The organism is Confluentibacter sediminis (genome assembly GCF_003258355.1).
GTDB lineage: Bacteria > Bacteroidota > Bacteroidia > Flavobacteriales > Flavobacteriaceae > Confluentibacter > Confluentibacter sediminis.
This window is the reverse complement of the sequence record NZ_QKPO01000011.1, coordinates 67901-85732: the sequence shown is the minus strand read 5'-3', so window position 1 is coordinate 85732 and position 17832 is coordinate 67901. Positions and strand designations below refer to the sequence as shown.

Below are 17832 nucleotides of genomic sequence, written 5' to 3'. Positions count from 1 at the left end.
TTAATTATGGAAATAAAAATTATCGATATATACTTTAGCTCCAGAAGATTCAAATATTAACTGTGTGACAGCTGAAACATCTGTGGTATAATTTGCTAAAGGAATATCGACGCTTACCCAGGTTCCTTTCGTAATACTTGATACATATTCAATATCTTCTTTAAGCGGATCTCCATCGCCTTTTGTTGTATTGACTAATTTTAAACCTAATGTGGTGGCATCTGGCGTGAAATAATCAAAATGAGCATATTTGAACCCTGCTAAATTGGTTGGATTGTTATAATCGGTCACAATACCCGTATAATTCAATGACTCATAAAGCCATACATTATTTCCTCCAATTTGAATGGTTGCCAACGTGGTGGATTGTCCCCAATTAGGATTCACTTCATTTAAAGCAACACTTGTATAAGTATCACTAAAAATGGAAACCACTCCACTTTGGTTTATAGTTGGAGACGTTGCTGCAACTGTTGGTGCCGTACCATCACCATTCGTATAAAAATATAAGTTATCGATATATACTTTTGCTGAAGAAGATTCAAAAATTATTTGTGTTATTGCTGAGATATCTGTGGTATAAACAGATAAGGGAATATCAACGCTTACCCAGGTTCCTAAAGTCACACTAGAAACATATTCTATATCTTCTTTAAGCGGATCACCATCGTTTTTTGTTGTGTTAACCAATTTTAAACCAACGGTTGTAGCGTCTGGGGTGAAGTAATCAAAATGAACAAAAGTCATCCCTGATAAATCAGTTGGATTACTATAGTCTGTTACAATGCCAGAATAGTTTAAATCTTCATAAAGCCATGTACTATTTCCTTGAACATTCACGCTTGTTAATGTTGTGGATTGTCCCCAATCTGGATTCAATTCGCTCAAAGTAACATTGGTATAAGCATTACTGAATATAGAAACCACATTCCCTTCTGGGGCTGTTGGTGAAGGAGCAGCAACAACGGGTTCTGTTGGAATAGACGATGGTTTATAAAAATAAATATTATCTAAAAATACCGTTCCTAATTCGCCATCAGGTAATGTGGCACCCACAAACTTAAATTGGAAAATATCTGCCATAGATAGTCCTTGATCTGTAAAATCACTTAAAGGAATATCAAAACTTACCCATTGGTCTGCTATAAGATTTTTTGTAACCGCTTTTTCTCCTGTGGCCACACTTATAGGGAAAATATCTAAAGCAGCTAAATCTGCTGTCCAAACATCTATATGCAAATATTCCATAGAAGAAGCATCTACTGTGCTTCCAAAATCAATACCTTCATAATTTAAGTTACTGTATTGAATAATATTATCGCCATTTACATCAATTTCTGCATATAAAGTAGATTGTCCCCAATTAGGATAAAAATTTACACCAGATATACTTGTGTAAGCATCACTGTATATTGAAATAACATTTGACATATCTCTTCTAGGAGGTGTTGCAGCTTTTACGATAGGCTGTAAAATTGCTGTAACTTCAAATTCTTGAGTGTATTCCGTAGTTTCTATCGCACCGCCCATAGCCACTACTCTAATAGTATAAGTTCCTGCTTCTTCATAGGTGTAACTTACCGCTTCACCAATGTTGCCAATAACAGGGTCATCATGACCTGGTTCCCCAAAATAGACTTCAAAAGACATGGCATAATCTGCCGTTGCAGTAACATTTACCTGTTTAGACAGGGCAGCATCATTTTCAATGTCCACGACTAAATTTTCTGGTGCTTTAAATGACACTACAATATCTTTTGTAACCTCACTTTTTAATCCAGTAATCCCAATGGCTTCTATTTTAACAGTATAAGAGCCTTCGGCATACACGTGTTCCGCACTTAATCCTTGCTTTACTTTAATAGTTTCTGAATTATCCCCAAGTATTATATTATAAGAAACAGCACCCTCTGCGCTTGGTGTTATGGTTACTGAACCCGAATTATCTTGAGTGATTTGAAACAATGCTGAAACGTTTGATGGCGCTACCACATTATCTACAAAGCTTAAATCGTTATCGTCTTGCGTACAATTAATAAAGACGATTAAAACAATGCTTAAGCTAACTATATATTTTAATGTTTTCATATTTTAGTTTTTTAATTTTCGTATCCAGGGTTTTGCTTCCAAGTATTTCCTGATAATTCAATTTCTTGAATAGGAATAGGGAAAAGTTCATTTTTACCAGCTTGGAATCCAGGAATTGTTCCTGCAGCTCTTCCTGTTCTTACTAAATCGAAGAAACGATGTCCTTCACCAACTAATTCTACACGACGTTCTTTGTAAATATCGTTAGTAAGGTTAGCTCCCGTTGTTGTCACATTTCCTAAAGTCGCTCTATTACGTACCCTGTTTAAATAATTTTGAGCTCTAGAATCACTAATACCGCCTCTATTTAAAGCTTCAGCAGCCATTAATAATACATCAGCAAATCGTATAGCTCTCGTATTGTTGGGATTTGTAAGAGCAGCATCTGGACGGTTAGCATCTCCTAATCTTGCTATATATTTTCGATTGAAATAACCTGTTTGCTCATATCCTGCATCTTCATTATAACTAGCTGTTGGATTAGCTTCAATCCATTTTTTAATATCCAATATGGAATAATCCAATCTGATGTCACCATCCTCAAAGGCATCAACCACATCTTGAGTGGGTACGTTAAAACTATATCCAAAATCGAAGACGGGACCCACATATCCTCTTGGTCCATTAAAACCAACAGCGTAATTGCCTTCAAGACATTGAAAACAATCGTAAGAACCTCCATCAACATCTGAATATTGAATTTCAAAAACTGATTCTATATTGTTCTCATAGTCGTTCTCCCACATTAATGGAGCTGTTGCTGAGGGCAATAAATCGTAAGGCCCTTTGTCTATTAAATTTTCTAAAACAACAGCGGCTTCATTAAACTTGTCTTGATACAAATAGGCTTTACCTAACAAGGCTTCAGCAGCCCCTTTTGTAATTCTTCCGGTTTGACTTTGTATATAAGGCAAATTGTCTATAGCAAACTTTAAATCGTTTTCTATTTGTTCGTAAACCTGTGCTTTGGGGGTTCTTTCTAAATCAAACTGATCTCCAAACTGAATACGTTTATCCACCACTAAAGGCACATCGCCAAACCATTTCACTAGTTCAAAATAATAGAAGGCTCTTAAAAATCTTGTTTGAGCAATGACACTGGTTTTGTTTGGAAAATCTATTTTATCTTGAAACTCCATGATGTAATTGGTACGATTAACACCAGTATACATCCATGTCCAAATATTTCTTAATTGGGCATTTACCGGGGTATGAATCATATCATCAATTTCTTGAATTCCAGGGCTATCGGTAGCACTTTCGCCACCTGCCAATGTATTGTCTGAAGCTATTTCTGCAATTTGAAATTGCTGTGCTGTTGCCTGTAAATAATCGTATGCAGCAATTAAGGCCTTTTGGTAATCTTCTTCAGTATTGAAAAAATCACCTGAATTCTTATTTGGTGAATTCACATCAATAAAATCATCAGCACAAGAAAACATGGCTAAAAAAGCTATCAGAAGTAGAATATATATAGTTTTTAAATTTTTCATATCTCTCAATTAAAATTTTAAGTTAATTCCTAATAAAAATGTTTTAGCACTAGGATAAAACCCTTGGTCTATACCTCCTCCAAGAGGGGCACCGCTTGATGCGGTAGGATCGAAACCTTTATATTTTGTGAGTGTTAATAAATTACTTGCAGAAATATAAAGACGTAGTTTACTTATTTTAGAATCTTGAAACGCATTTTCTGAAAACGTGTAACCTAATTGCACATTTTGTAAACGAACAAAAGAGCCATCTTCTACATAAAAATCTGAAAACAATCCGTTTGGCGTTGCTCCGTTTGAAACTCTTGGAAAAGAATTAGTGGTACCTTCTCCTGTCCAACGACCTAAATAAGAATTGGTTCTGTTGGTAAGTTGTTGACCACGTTCATAATTGCGAACAATGTCGTTCCCTAATGATGCGAATGCATAAGCGGCAAAATCGAAATTTTTATAATCTAAAGAGATGTTTAATCCCATGGTAGCGTCTGGTAATGGTTTACCAATCTCTACCCTATCCGCTTCTGTAATTTCACCATCATTATTTTGGTCTACATATTTTATATCTCCTGGTTCGGGAGCAATATTCCCAATAGCGGAAGAATTAATTTCTGCTTGATTTTGAAAAATACCAGCAGTTTTATAACCGTAAAAATAGCCCATTGGAAAACCCGCTTCCATCCTTGATGGTTCTGGTTGGCTTATTCCAAAGCTTCCGCCAACAAGAATACCTGTATTCGTATTTACAGACAAAACTTCATTTTTAATATACGTCACATTATAATTGACACTAAACTTTAAGTCGTCAGTAAAATTATTTGAATAACCTATAGCGAATTCCACGCCTTTATTCTCTACACTACCCCCATTTACAAAAGGTGCTCCACCAGTACCTAATAATCCTGATACTTCAGGAGCCACCAATAAATCATCTGTTGTCTTTTTGAAATAATCAGCGGTTATGTTTATTTTATTATTTAAAAATCGTAGGTCTAAGCCGATGTCTAGAGTTTTTTGTCTTTCCCATTTAATTTCTGGGTTTGCAATGCCACCACTCGCGGCACCAATAAGTTCTTGGTCATTAAAAATATAGGTTCCTTCTCCATTTAATAGTGATACATATCTATAACCTCCTATTCTGTCGTTACCAAGAATTCCATAAGAAGCTCTTATTTTTAATAGGTTTAAAAAACTACTTTCTTTAAGAAAATCTTCATCAGAAACTACCCATCCAATTGAACCAGAAGGAAAATAACCAAATTTATTTTTAGGACCAAACGCTGTAGAACCATCACGCCTAACTACTGCAGATAATAAGTACTTTCCTTTATAATCATATTGAATTCTGGCAAAATAAGACAACAATCTAGAGTCAAAAGTCGCATTTATGCCAGGATTCCCATTGTTTTTTAAGTTAATATTTTCAATCTCTGATGCTTGCTCTAAATTAGCATTTACAATACTATTCCCAATAATATTGAATCCTGTGGCACCAGTATATTCGCCTGTTGTTTTTAATACAGATGTACCTAAAAGAATATTGATATTGTGTATATCATCAAATTTATTATCATATTTAATAAAAGCATCAAATGTGTAGTCCCTAAAATAATTTAAGCCTTCAAAAACACTGCTTTTTAAAACATTGCTATTCTTCCCGCTACCAAAATTAGCTATCGGATTAAATACGTTCGATCTTACCTCTGAATAGTTGAATTGAATATTAGATTGGACTGTAAAATGATTTAGAAAGTTATATGATAATCCCGCATTTCCACTTAATTTCATAACTTTTCCTCTATCAAAAGTATCATCAATTTGAGCTAATGGATTAATAACTTCTCCACCTAAACCTTCGGCTAAAGTATAGCTACCATCTTCATTATAAACCGAGAATGTCGGTGCCATGTTAATAGCATTAAAAAGAACAGATGAATTTGAATTTTCTGGCAGGTTTCTTTTATTCGTTCTCATTAAGGTAAGACCAGAGGTGAATTTAAAATGCTCTAAAAAATCTAAATTATAACTTGCATTATTGGTGAAACGGGTAAAGTTAGATTTGTTTCCGCCTACAATACCATCTTGAGTTAAAAATGAACCACTATAAGAATATGATGATTTTTTACCTCCACCTCTAAACATGATATTATGATTTTGGATTGGAGCATTTTCGAATACCTCATCTTGCCAGTCAGTGCCAACACCCAAACTTGATAAATTAGAAAAAGGAGGTGTGTTGCCACCAGCAGCATATGCTTCGTTAACAATAGCCGCATATTCTGTAGCATTTAAAACAGGTATTTTTCTTGTTGTCGTTTGAAAACCTCCGTAAGCATTATATTCTACGGTAATAGGCATTTCTTTGCGGCCTGTTTTAGTCGTAATAAGAATAACCCCATTGGCCGCTCTTACACCATAAATACCAGCAGTAGCATCTTTAAGAATGTTCATGCTTTCAATATCATTGGGGTTTAGAACACTTAAATCTTCAATGACATTACCATCTACCAAAATTAACGGTCTGCTATCAACATTAGTAGAAACACCTCTAATGCTGATGGTTGAACCTCCACCGGGCGTACCAGATTGTGAGGTAATATTAACACCAGCCACTTGACCTTGAAGTGCCTGCTCAATACGTGTTGGCTTTAAAGCCTCAATCGTTTCTGAACCAATGACACTAACCGCTCCTGTAATTTCTTTTTTGGTTTGTGTGCCATATCCAATAACTACAACTTCATTAAGACTAGCAACATCTTCTTGAAGTATTATGGTTAATTTTGAATTGTTAGTGACAACCACTTCGTGTGTTATATAACCTATATAACTGAATGTTAAAGTTGACCCTATTTTTACATCTGATAGCGTAAAATTACCATCGAAATCCGATATGGTTCCTTTACTGGAGCTCTTTACTATAATGTTTACTCCTGGAATAGATACTCCATTGGCATCCAAAGTTGTTCCGCTTATATTCACATTTTGTGCACTTGAATATGCCACAAAAAATAAAGCAAGAAGCTTAAAAAGATAATATCTCATATAAATTTAGTTTTAGTTATAGTAAAGTTAATTTGATTGATTGACGTTTTGTAATTTTAAACCGCAACAAAAAACATACAAACCAAAAAAACAGCTTGTTTCTTAACAAAACGTTAATAATATTAATGGTTTTTGAGAAAAATGTATTTAAAAAGCCTGTTGCTTTAAATAGTTAAAATTTGTGAATGTTGTGGTTTTGTATAGGTAAAAAGTAAGCTTGTAGTGTAGCTATATATTTAAAATATAATCTGTTAAGCTAGCATCATGCTCTAAATTCATTTTTTTTCTAAGTCTATAGCGCTTAACCTCAACACTTCTTGCCGATATATTTAATAAGGGAGCAATTTCTTTTGAAGATAAATTTAGTCGTAAATATGCACAAAGTCGTAGGTCATTAGATGTTAATGAAGGATGAAATGCTTTTATCTTTTTAAGGAAGTCTTTGTCGGCATTATTAAATGCTTCTTCAAAAGCATGCCAATCATCGGTATTATTTAAATTTTTATCAATTATCTTAATAACTTGCCTTAAGTTTTTATCTTCTTTAGCTCTTAGCAACTCATTTTTAATGTGGTTTAAAAATTCATTCTTTTTAATTAAACTCATCGTAGAGATACCTAGTTCTCTATTTTTATTTTCAATATCTTGTCTTAACTTTTCGTTGTTAAAACTCATTAATTGTTGCTTGTTTTCTAATTCTTTTAGTTCTAATTCACGCTGCGTTTTTTGAAGCAATTTTTCACGTTGTTTTCTGTAATACCTTTTGTAAATATTATGCATTAATATAGAAAAAAACAATATAAATAGAAGATAGCTACCGATAGCCATATCAGAAATATACCAAGGCCGTTCTATTTGGAATGTAAACATTTCTGTGTTTGAAGAAAATTGACTTCCTAGCCTAGCTCTAACAAAAAAGGTATAATCTCCAGAAGGTAAGTTTTCAAATAATGTGGATGAATTGGTAGACCATTCGCTCCATTCATTATAAAAACCACTTAGTTTATATTGGTATTCTGCTACTACATATTTCCTATACTCCGGAATACTAAAACTAAACTCTATATTGTTTTGATTATTTTTAAAATTACCTTTTTCTAACTTATTTATTAAATTGAATTTATAACCCTGTTTGTAAGTACCTAAAGAAATTGAGTTTATGCTGATTTTAAATGATGTTGATATGCTTTTATCTAAATCAATTAAAATATAACCTTGGGTTGTGCCGTATAAATACGTGTTGTCTTTGATATGTGTAATACTTTCAAAACCAGATACATCATTTCTTAATGAACTAGGTAATGACACCTGATTAATCTTTGGAATATTACTTAATTTACTAGGAGAAAGATACGATAGATTATACTTAGAAAAACTCCACAACTTATTGGTTTTAGTGGTATTAACTAGCTTTCCTGTTGTGTAATGTTCTTTGGTAAATAGTTGACTGTAAATAGCGTCTTTTTCAAATTTTTGTTTGATGACATTGTATTTAAAAACACCCTCATTGTACGTATATAGAATATCATTATTATATTTTATTAGGCTAGATTTAGACCCTTTAGAAACTGACGTATCTTTAATAACACGAGTTGTTTTTTGTAAGTTATCGTCTAGTTTAACTTTAAATACACCTTTATACTCGTGACTTACTAAAACCTCACTATCATTAAGTATTTCAAAATATCTACTGGATATATCGAATCCATCAATCTTATTTCTCAATTTCCAAGTGCCATCTATATGTTCTATAATGTTTAAACCATTATAGTTTCCTTGAAGCAATATATTTTTTCTGCCTTTAAACTTTTTAATTCCCCACGTCCCTAAAACATCTAAAATCAATGTCGCTTCTGTACCTTTAATAAGAAATGTTCCAGAATTATGACCACAAAACAAGTCGTCATCAATTTGGGTTAAGCTCCATACAGCACCTTGAGTACCTTCAATAAACGTGAAATTATTGTTGGTGTTTATTTTTTTATAAAATAAGCCTTGGTTGGTTCCTAAATATATATAGTCATTTGTAGTTATGGATGCATTTACAGAACCAATATTCCCTTTTTGATCTTTATAAACAGAAAAAGGTGATTGAATATTAATACAGTTAATCCCATTTTCTAAACCCAACCAAATATTGTTCTCTACGTCTTCAAAAACAGAGAGGACCGTGTTATTGCTTAATCCGTTTATTTGATCTATTTGGTAGCTTATATCGCCTTGAGGCGTAAGGTGTATAATCCCGTTTGAAACCGTTCCTATCAAAAAACTTTTATCTTGTAATTGTTTGCTACTATATGTTCTTACTTTTGATAGAGTTTCGTTTGCAGAAATATTCCATTTTTCGAGTTTATTATTTTTAAATTTATAAAAACCTATATCTTCTGTTTGAAATAAAATAGCATCATTATGATAAAAAATATTAGCCAATAAATTATCCTTTAAAACAGCATGATTTGTAACCATTTTAGGCTTACCGTTTTCAATTTCATATACACCATCTTTTACCTTTTGGAAAAAAATACTTTGATGAACCTTAAACATCTTATAAATAGTTGTTTCAGATCCAATGATGGAATATGTCTCATTGATTTTATTATAAACATAAATTCTGTTTAATGACTGAAATAAAATAAAATCATCAATATCTATTATGCCCCAAATTTCTTCATCATCTAGAAAAGGAATGTTCAATTTTTGTGATAGTGAATTATATTTTAATACACCATAGATATTAGGTTTCCAATAACCAAATTCTCTATAACTTCCTGTGTAAATAAGATTCTCAATAACTTTTACCGATCGAATGGTGGTTTGATTTAATGAGGTATAAAGACTCCATTTAGCCCCATTAAATTCTAAAAGCCCTTTATTGTTCGCCACATAGATATACTTATCCTGAGATTGCGATATAGACCAATTTTGGTTTTCAGCACCATAATCGGTTGGGTTGTAAACCTGTATGGGTGGCCGTTCTTGTGCTTGTAAGTAAAAGCAAAGAAAACCAATAAATAAAAAGGAAAATGGTTTAGTTGGCATGAAAACAAAATAATATTTGTTACATCACTAAGTTAATAAAAATAAGTCGTTAAAATTGTTTTGCTTTTTATTTGTGTTCTTTACTATAAATAAAAAAACCTATGAAATAATTCACAGGTTTTATATGATTAAAAATATTGGTCTCTTTAGTCCATTCGCTTTACTCGACCACCAAATACCTTACTTTCATTAACGGTTTCTGGTTTACCATAAATAAACACATCGCCTCCTGCCCTAATTTTAATATTTACTACTTTTGAAGCATTGATTGCTGCCTCCCCTGCTGCATTGATAGATACATCTGAATTTTCAGATAAAAGTTTTTCACCTTTAAAAACACCTCCTGTTAGTAAAGAAATATTTTCTTTTTTTGCAGTTCCAATTACCTCAACAATACCACCAGTAACGGCTTTAACATTCACATAATTGACATCCACACTCACATTAATGGCACCGCCTTCTTGCGCTTTTAAATCTATTTCAAATTGCTTTATGTCATCTTTGGAATAAATTCTAACCCCTTCGTTGGCATCAATGACATCTAGAGTTGTATAGTAAAGTTTAACTTTTGTGTTTTCGCCATCAAAAATTCTAGAAAATTCCATCTTAATTTTAAGAGTACCGTTTTTATTGTTTATAAGTACGCTATTTGCATTGTCTCCAGTAATAATAACTTTGTTGCTGTCAGACTTTATTAATTCAACTTCAATTAAGTCATATACTTTAAGTTCTTTAAAGTCTCCTACATTTTTTTCTATAGAATTTTGAGAAAAAACTAGTGTTGTAAATGAGAAAACAAGGATTGTTAATAGGTGTTTCATTGTTATTTTATGTTTTGTTTTTATTAGATAACGTAAAGTTATCTATAATTATTCCCTTTTAAAAGCAGTAATAACAGCTGTGCCCGTAGCAGACACCGTAACATAATTACTAGATGTTATCTGAATATCAACTTTTATACCAATAATGGCATTGGCGTTCAATTTTTTAGCATGATCTGTTAATTGTTTAAAAGCTTGTTCTTTTACGTCAGAAATACTTTCTTCAATGGCTTTATAATATTTTTCCATGTTAAAAGTCATTTTCATTTTCTGAATATTTACAGAAACTCCCGAAACAATGCCTTTATATTCAATAATTCGATGCCCTTCAATAGAATTTGTTGTAGTTAAAATCATGATTCAAATTTTTAATGATTAGTATAATTATTGAAAGGTTCGTTACTACTATTCATTATTTTTCCCTATCAAATTAAAATCAAGGTGTTTTTTAACTAAATCGGTGTTTTTAACTTTTACAATAACTTCATCTCCTAGCTGATACATCTCTTTTGAATTTCTGCCAACTAATGCATATTGATCCTTGTCGAAAGCATAGTGATCATCTTTCATGTCGCGAATACTTACCATACCTTCACATTTATTGGCTATGATTTCTACATAAATGCCCCAATCTGTTACTCCTGAAATAACACCAACAAAATTTTCATCCTTATGGTCCTGCATAAATTTAATCTGCATATACTTAATGGAATCCCTTTCTGCTTTTGTTGCTAGATTTTCCATATTACTGGAATGCTGACATTTTTCTTCATAAATATCTTCGTTTACAGATTTTCCACCATCTAAATAATGTTGCAATAACCGATGTGCCATGACATCTGGATATCTACGAATAGGCGAAGTAAAATGACTATAATAATCAAATGCTAAACCATAATGTCCAATATTGTGTGTAGTATATTCAGCTTTACTCATACTTCTTATAGTAAGCGTATCTACTAAATTTTGTTCTTTTTTTCCAACTACATCTTGCAATAGATAATTAAGGGACGCTGTGGTAGTTTTTCGGTCTTTAAAGTTAAGTTTATACCCAAATTTAGAAACAATACCTTGTAAATTAGCTAGTTTACTCTCATCTGGTTCGTCATGTACACGATAGACAAACGTTTTTTTAACGGATTGTTTACCAACAAATTCAGCTACTTTTTTATTAGCTAATAACATGAATTCTTCAATGAGTTTGTTAGCATCTTTACTCGATTTAAAAAATACACCTATTGGATTGGCATTTTCATCTAAATTAAATTTTACTTCTACTTTATCAAAAGAAATAGCCCCATTACTCATCCGTTTGCTACGCATAATTTTAGCAAGTGCATCCATTTTTAAAATGGCATCTGCAATATCTTGTGTTGTTTTATATTCTTTTCCAGTTAAAGAAACATCTTGTGGAATTGTATTCGATTTAGATTCAATAATAGCTTGGGCTTCTTCATAAGCAAAACGAGCATCGCTATATGTTACTGTTCTACCAAACCATTGGTTCTTTATTTCTGTTTTATCATTAATTTGAAATACCGCAGAAAATGTTAATTTTTCTTCATGAGGACGTAATGAGCAAGCATTATTAGATAAAATTTCAGGTAACATTGGTACCACCCTATCAACTAAATAAACAGAGGTTCCACGCTCATAAGCTTCTGCATCTAAAATAGTACCTTCTTGTACATAATGTGATACATCTGCAATATGAATACCTATTTCATATAAACCATTTTCTAAAACTTTAAAAGATAAAGCATCATCAAAATCTTTTGCATCTTTTGGATCTATGGTAAAAGTTAAATCTTTACGCATATCTCTACGATTTGCTATGTCTTCTTCTTTTATAGACGTATCTATTTTATTAGCAAAATCTTCTACTTCATGTGGAAATTCATAAGGTAAACCATATTCAGCAAGAATGGAATGAATTTCAGTATTGTGATCACCTGGTTTACCTAGAACTTGAATCACTTTTCCATTAGGTGAATCGGCTTTTTCTGGCCAATCTTCAAGTTTTACTAGTACTTTATCTCCATCTTCTGCCTTTAATGTTTTATTGATTGGGATAAAAATATCTTTATACATTTTATTACTATCTGCAATCACAAATGCATAATTATTATGAAGCTGGATAACGCCTACATACTCACTTTTCTCCCTTCTGAGAATTTGAGTAATTTCACCTTCCATTTTTCCTTGTTTACGTCGTTTGTAAACATAAAATTCTACTTGATCTCCATTTAAGGCTTTATTTATATTATTTGATGCTATAAATATATCTTCGTCAAAATCATCCGATATAATATAACCATTTCCTTTAGCGGCTAAATCTAAAATACCTGTATGATATTCAGCTGTAAAAATAGCTTTGTATTTACCACGTTCTACCTCTTCAATCTCTTTCTTTCCGTGTAAGTCGTGGAGTTTCTTTATAATTTGATTTCTACTACTTGCATCATTAACACCTAGTTTTGCAGCAATTTGTTTATAATTAAAGGTTTGGTTTCTTTCTTTTTTTAAAATACTTAAAATAGTATTTGTAAGATTGGAAATATTATTATTTGATTTCCTTTTTTTCTTTTTTGTCATGTAATGTTTGTAATCATTTTCTATTTCCTAAGATACTGGAAATTCTGTTATTAAATAGCTCTATTTTAGGAGAAGATTTGCTATTTATTTTTTACAAAGCTACGGTTTAATTTTTAAATCATATTTTTTTAATGTTACGATTAGTTAAAATCGACTTATCCACATTATATATTATATAAATATTTTCTTTTAAAAATTTAAAAAAATAAATGGTGGTTATTATAGTGTGTTAATATGTAGCATAACTTTTTTGTTTTTTATTTTGATTACAATTATTTTACATTCTATTAATAGTTAATTAACATATTATATTATTTTAAATACTTCATATTTAAAGGTTTTATATTTTATATGAACAGTTGTTAACAACTAAATTAAAGAAACTTTTACTAATAACTTTTTTATAAAAGCTGTTTATATCAGACTTATGGATGTCTTATAAAATTTCTAAAAAAAGTGAATTAAATTTTAGGTAATAACCTAGCTGTTTTTGATTGGAAAAATAATTGAATAAACAATATTTTAGTTTTATAAAATTATAAACACTTATTAACAAGTAATGAGTATATAATTGACAGTTGTCATTATTCTTATTTCAAGATAACAATCATTTTAAAAGCTTAATAAATATTTATTCTTGTTATTTCATACCTTTGTTATATAAAAAAAATATAGAAATTATGATAATTTCAATTGGAAATGATCACGCAGGAACCGATTATAAATTCGCTATTAAAGACTACTTAGAATCTAAAGGATATACTGTTATAAATCATGGAACTGATGCTAATAGCAGTGTAGATTATGCAGATTTTGTACATCCGGTAGCAGAAGATGTTGAAAACAAAAAAGCTACTTATGGTATTTTAATTTGCGGGAGTGCTAATGGAGTAGCTATAACAGCTAACAAACATCAAAAAATTCGCGCTGGTTTGGCTTGGAACAAAGAAATTGTTCAACTTATCCGGGCACATAACAATGCTAATATTTTATGTATTCCAGCTCGTTTTACAGCGATTCATCAAGCTATAGAAATGGTAGAAACGTTTTTAAATACAGAATTTGAAGGCGGGCGTCACCAAACACGAATAGATAAAATCCCTTTATCTTGCTAAATGGGTCATTCACATACGCATATACACTCTCATAAAAGCGGAAAGGATAAAAATCTTTTCATTTCTATTTTATTAAACATAGTAATAACTGCTGCACAAATTGTAGGTGGTTTATTATCAGGTAGTTTAGCCTTATTAAGTGATGCGTTGCATAACTTTAGTGATGTTTTATCTTTAGTAGTAAGTTATGGGGCTTCAAAACTATCAAAGAGAAAAGCCTCACCGGAAAAAACATTTGGTTATAAACGTGCTGAAATTTTAGCCGCTTTTGTTAATGCTTCTACATTGGTTATTGTAGCTGTTTTATTAATAATTGAAGCTGTAAAACGTTTTAAAAATCCTGAAGAAATAGAATCTGGATTGGTTATTTGGTTGTCTTTCATAGCCATTATTGCCAATGGTATCAGTGTTTTACTTTTAAAAGCAGATTCCAATAATAACATTAATATTAAATCTGCTTATTTACACTTATTAACAGATATGTTTGCTAGTGTTGCTGTTTTAATTGGCGGTTTATTAATTAAATTTTATGAAGTATATTGGGTAGATAGTGTTTTAACTTTTTTAATTGCTATATATTTAATTTGGGTGGGGGTAGATTTATTAAAAACATCAACTAAAATTTTAATGCTTTTTACTCCAGATCATATTCATATGGAAGATGTTGTTGAAGCCGTAAACAGTATTCCAAAAGTTAATAAACTGCACCACGTCCATATCTGGGGATTGAATGATGATGAATTCCATTTAGAGGCTCATTTAGATTTTACTGAAGATATCACCGTTTCTGAATTTGATATTATTTTAGAAAAAATAGAAACAGTATTACATGATAATTTTAAAATAAACCATGTTACCATCCAACCAGAGTTTAATAAACAAGATCCTAAAGAAATAATCATTCAAGATTAGTAATATTCATTGGCAATTTAACTGCTAAGCCCTAATAATTGTATTGAAAATGATTTAAATTAGCTGTTTTATGCTGCATATCATTATTAAAAGTTTTGATGACTTATCTACCCAAGAATTGTATGATATTTTACAATTACGCAGTGCCGTTTTTGTGGTTGAGCAAAACTGTGTATACCAAGATTTAGACGGAAAGGATCAAATGGCCATTCATGTTTTAGGAATAAAAAATAATAAAATTATTGCTTATACCCGTATTTTTAAACCAGGTGATTATTTTGAAGAAGCCAGTATAGGCCGAGTCGTTGTTTCAAGAAACGAGCGTCAGTATAAACACGGATATGATATAATGAATGCTTCTATTGAAGCTATTGAAAAGGAATTTAAAGAGCATACTATAAAAATTTCAGCTCAAGCGTATTTAAAAATATTTTATAAGAACCTTGGTTTTAAAGAAATAGGCGAGGAGTATCTGGAAGATGGTATTCCTCATATTGCCATGATAAAAGAATCGTCATCTTTTTAAAGTAAAATGTCCTTTTAAAATGCCCCCAGAATTTAAAGTAATCGCATACCAATAATCATCATTTTCCAATAAACGCCCTCTATACATACCGTTCCAACCTTCAGAATGGGATGCAAAGGATTTTAATAATTTTCCGTAGCGATCAAAAACACGAATATCTTTAATAGCATTTGTAAAATCTTGAACATTCCAAACGTCGTGATTGCCGTCATTGTTAGGGGTAAAATACTTAGGTATGTAATAGTCTTCATCAGTAATTAAAACATAAAAATGACTTTCATTACTAGCACACAGCGATTCATTATAAATATAAATAGTTTGAGAAGAAGTAATACGATCTCCAGAAAAAAGAGGCATTCCGTTGGCTTCAGATTCGGTATAGTAATTTCCGTAAGTAATAGCAGGTAATGTATAAGAAGAATTTGTAACAACGTTAGCTAATGTATCGACATTTACAAAATTACTGCAATCGTTTTGCGAGGATACATAATTTGAAAAATTGGTTGGATTCCATCCAGTGTGGTTCTCTGTAGGACTATCTACTACTACACAATTTAAGTTAAGATTGAAACCAAAATTTACATCGGCATTAAGATTATTTCCATTTTTAAGATTTAATTTACATAAGTTATTGTTACTACAATCTATGGTTAATAAACCTGGATTATTGGAAATATCGAGTTCTGATAGTTGATTGAAACTACAATTTAAAGTATTCAAGTTAGTATTATACCTTAAATCTAGTGTTGATAACTGATTATTTTCACAAGTAAAAATTGATAAATCAGGGCTTTTCGTAAGATTTATGTTTGGTATTAAATTATTACCACATTCTAATCTAATTAAAGAGGTGTTTTTTGTAACATCTATAACAGATATTGTATTGTTTTTAAATACCAATACAGTTAAATTAATATTTGTTGTAACATCTAAATTGCTTAAAAAATTGTTATTACACACCAAAGAAATTAATTGGGTGTTTTGTGAAACATCTAAATGGATAAGTTGATTAGAAAAGCACCATAAGATTTTTAAAGAACTTAAAGCTGATACATCGATGCTTGTTAATAGATTCCCTGAACAATCAAGTTGTGTTAAGGACGTAAAATCTTCTATGCCAGTTAAATCTGAAATATTAGCATTTGGAATATCTAAGTTTGTGATACCGCTAATGTTTGCAGTAGGGACAAAATCATTTAAAGGTCCAGAATCATAACCTAAATCAATTAAAGCTTGTTCAAAATTATCATCTGGAACAAAGGTGTCTTGAGAGGCACTAACAAAGCATGTTAGCGTAGTTAACGTGAGAGTTATAAGAGTTTTTATGTTCAAGCAAACTTATTTAACACTTAACGATGTATCTATATAGTTTATGAGTATTTCCACGCGTCTATCTAACTCTGGTTCTCCGCCTAAAGGGAATTTTCTACGCATGCCAACATATTTCATTCTTTTTTTATTCACACCTTTTTTTGCAAAATAGTCGTAAACAAACTTTGCCCTAGCTTCTGATAGGTTTTGTTTCTTGGTTTTTCTATCCACGGCATCTCTACTATATTGGGTACAGCATACATGACCTTGAATGGTAAAATAAATATCTTCTCTTTCAACTAAAGATTTAGCGATATTGTCTAAAACTTTTTTAGATTCTGGCATTAAAATAGTGTAACCTGTTTTGAATAAAAGGTTTTCAAAAAGAATTTTATCACCCACTTTTATATCGCCTTTAATAAGCTCTGCGGCATCTTTCTTTTTCTCTTCAATAATTTTGGGTTCTTCTTCAACCACAGGCACTTTTTCTTTGACAATAATTTCAACCTTTCTATTAAGTCCTCTTATTTTTACAACGTCTTTTTCTTCGACTATTTTTAATAAAATTTCTCCTTTTCCATCCACGTTTGAAATTAAAGACTCGCTGATTTCGTTATTGGCAAAAACCGCTTTAATAGCATTGGCCCGTTGTTGGGATAATTTTAAATTATAAGCAGGCGCTCCCACATCGTCACAAAAACCATATATGGAAATGGACTCTATATTAAAGTCAGAAAGACTAGAAATAAAAAGGAGCAGGCGGCTTTCTTCAGTCGTTGGAATATCATATTTATCGGTCTCAAAATAAACTTCTTGTTTAAGCTCTTTTTGAGAGAAAACAAACAAACAGTTAAATAACGATAATATAAAAAAAATATGCCTATTCATTACTG

The 17832-nt window shown here is 31.3% G+C and carries 12 protein-coding genes; 3 read left to right on the top strand and 9 right to left on the bottom strand.

All coding sequences use genetic code 11. The annotated features are described in order from the left end of the window. From DKT72_RS10560 to rnr, 7 genes are all read right to left on the bottom strand, one after another. Complete coding sequence (locus DKT72_RS10560; RefSeq protein WP_111308709.1) at positions 1-2088, bottom strand: PKD domain protein; 2088 nt, start codon at positions 2086-2088, stop codon at positions 1-3. Positions 2089-2099: 11 nt separating this feature from the next. After that, positions 2100-3581 (bottom strand): RagB/SusD family nutrient uptake outer membrane protein, encoded by a 1482-nt coding sequence (locus tag DKT72_RS10555; RefSeq protein ID WP_111308708.1) that lies wholly within the window; start codon positions 3579-3581, stop codon positions 2100-2102. Positions 3582-3590: 9 nt separating this feature from the next. Then, complete coding sequence (locus DKT72_RS10550; RefSeq protein ID WP_111308707.1) at positions 3591-6620, bottom strand: SusC/RagA family TonB-linked outer membrane protein; 3030 nt, start codon at positions 6618-6620, stop codon at positions 3591-3593. Between the two features lie 228 nt (positions 6621-6848). Beyond that, positions 6849-9659, bottom strand: a complete 2811-nt coding sequence (locus tag DKT72_RS10545; RefSeq protein ID WP_111308706.1) for a helix-turn-helix and ligand-binding sensor domain-containing protein — start codon at positions 9657-9659, stop codon at positions 6849-6851. 146 nt (positions 9660-9805) lie between these two features. Continuing rightward, on the bottom strand, positions 9806-10480 hold the full coding sequence (locus DKT72_RS10540; RefSeq protein ID WP_111308705.1) for a head GIN domain-containing protein: 675 nt from the start codon (positions 10478-10480) through the stop codon (positions 9806-9808). Between the two features lie 48 nt (positions 10481-10528). Continuing rightward, positions 10529-10837, bottom strand: coding sequence for a YbjQ family protein (locus DKT72_RS10535; protein WP_111308704.1), 309 nt, complete (start codon positions 10835-10837; stop codon positions 10529-10531). Between the two features lie 48 nt (positions 10838-10885). Continuing rightward, positions 10886-13075, bottom strand: coding sequence for a ribonuclease R (rnr, locus tag DKT72_RS10530; RefSeq protein ID WP_111308703.1), 2190 nt, complete (start codon positions 13073-13075; stop codon positions 10886-10888). A gap of 680 nt (positions 13076-13755) precedes the next feature. On the opposite strand from rnr, the gene DKT72_RS10525 reads away from it, so the two are divergent. From DKT72_RS10525 to DKT72_RS10515, 3 genes are all read left to right on the top strand, one after another. Next, positions 13756-14190, top strand: a complete 435-nt coding sequence (locus DKT72_RS10525) for an RpiB/LacA/LacB family sugar-phosphate isomerase (protein WP_111308702.1) — start codon at positions 13756-13758, stop codon at positions 14188-14190. Further along, positions 14191-15102 (top strand): cation diffusion facilitator family transporter, encoded by a 912-nt coding sequence (locus tag DKT72_RS10520; protein WP_111308701.1) that lies wholly within the window; start codon positions 14191-14193, stop codon positions 15100-15102. It abuts the gene before it with no gap. A 70-nt stretch (positions 15103-15172) separates the two neighbouring features. Beyond that, positions 15173-15628, top strand: coding sequence for a GNAT family N-acetyltransferase (locus DKT72_RS10515; protein WP_111308700.1), 456 nt, complete (start codon positions 15173-15175; stop codon positions 15626-15628). Here DKT72_RS10515 and DKT72_RS10510 read toward each other — a convergent pair. Both DKT72_RS10510 and DKT72_RS10505 read right to left on the bottom strand, forming a co-directional pair. Further along, positions 15617-16960 (bottom strand): T9SS type B sorting domain-containing protein, encoded by a 1344-nt coding sequence (locus DKT72_RS10510; protein WP_111308699.1) that lies wholly within the window; start codon positions 16958-16960, stop codon positions 15617-15619. The genes DKT72_RS10515 and DKT72_RS10510 overlap by 12 nt on opposite strands. A gap of 6 nt (positions 16961-16966) precedes the next feature. Continuing rightward, positions 16967-17827, bottom strand: a complete 861-nt coding sequence (locus tag DKT72_RS10505) for an OmpA family protein (protein WP_111308698.1) — start codon at positions 17825-17827, stop codon at positions 16967-16969. Positions 17828-17832: the final 5 nt, after the last annotated feature.

What these genes read in the sequence shown, in the direction of transcription:
- DKT72_RS10560 (WP_111308709.1), bottom strand. Translation starts at nt 2,088, where the DNA reads ATGAAAACATTAAAATATATAGTTAGCTTAAGCATTGTTTTAATCGTC.
- DKT72_RS10555 (WP_111308708.1), bottom strand. Translation starts at nt 3,581, where the DNA reads ATGAAAAATTTAAAAACTATATATATTCTACTTCTGATAGCTTTTTTA.
- DKT72_RS10550 (WP_111308707.1), bottom strand. Translation starts at nt 6,620, where the DNA reads ATGAGATATTATCTTTTTAAGCTTCTTGCTTTATTTTTTGTGGCATAT.
- DKT72_RS10545 (WP_111308706.1), bottom strand. Translation starts at nt 9,659, where the DNA reads ATGCCAACTAAACCATTTTCCTTTTTATTTATTGGTTTTCTTTGCTTT.
- DKT72_RS10540 (WP_111308705.1), bottom strand. Translation starts at nt 10,480, where the DNA reads ATGAAACACCTATTAACAATCCTTGTTTTCTCATTTACAACACTAGTT.
- DKT72_RS10535 (WP_111308704.1), bottom strand. Translation starts at nt 10,837, where the DNA reads ATGATTTTAACTACAACAAATTCTATTGAAGGGCATCGAATTATTGAA.
- rnr (WP_111308703.1), bottom strand. Translation starts at nt 13,075, where the DNA reads ATGACAAAAAAGAAAAAAAGGAAATCAAATAATAATATTTCCAATCTT.
- DKT72_RS10525 (WP_111308702.1), top strand. Translation starts at nt 13,756, where the DNA reads ATGATAATTTCAATTGGAAATGATCACGCAGGAACCGATTATAAATTC.
- DKT72_RS10520 (WP_111308701.1), top strand. Translation starts at nt 14,191, where the DNA reads ATGGGTCATTCACATACGCATATACACTCTCATAAAAGCGGAAAGGAT.
- DKT72_RS10515 (WP_111308700.1), top strand. Translation starts at nt 15,173, where the DNA reads ATGCTGCATATCATTATTAAAAGTTTTGATGACTTATCTACCCAAGAA.
- DKT72_RS10505 (WP_111308698.1), bottom strand. Translation starts at nt 17,827, where the DNA reads ATGAATAGGCATATTTTTTTTATATTATCGTTATTTAACTGTTTGTTT.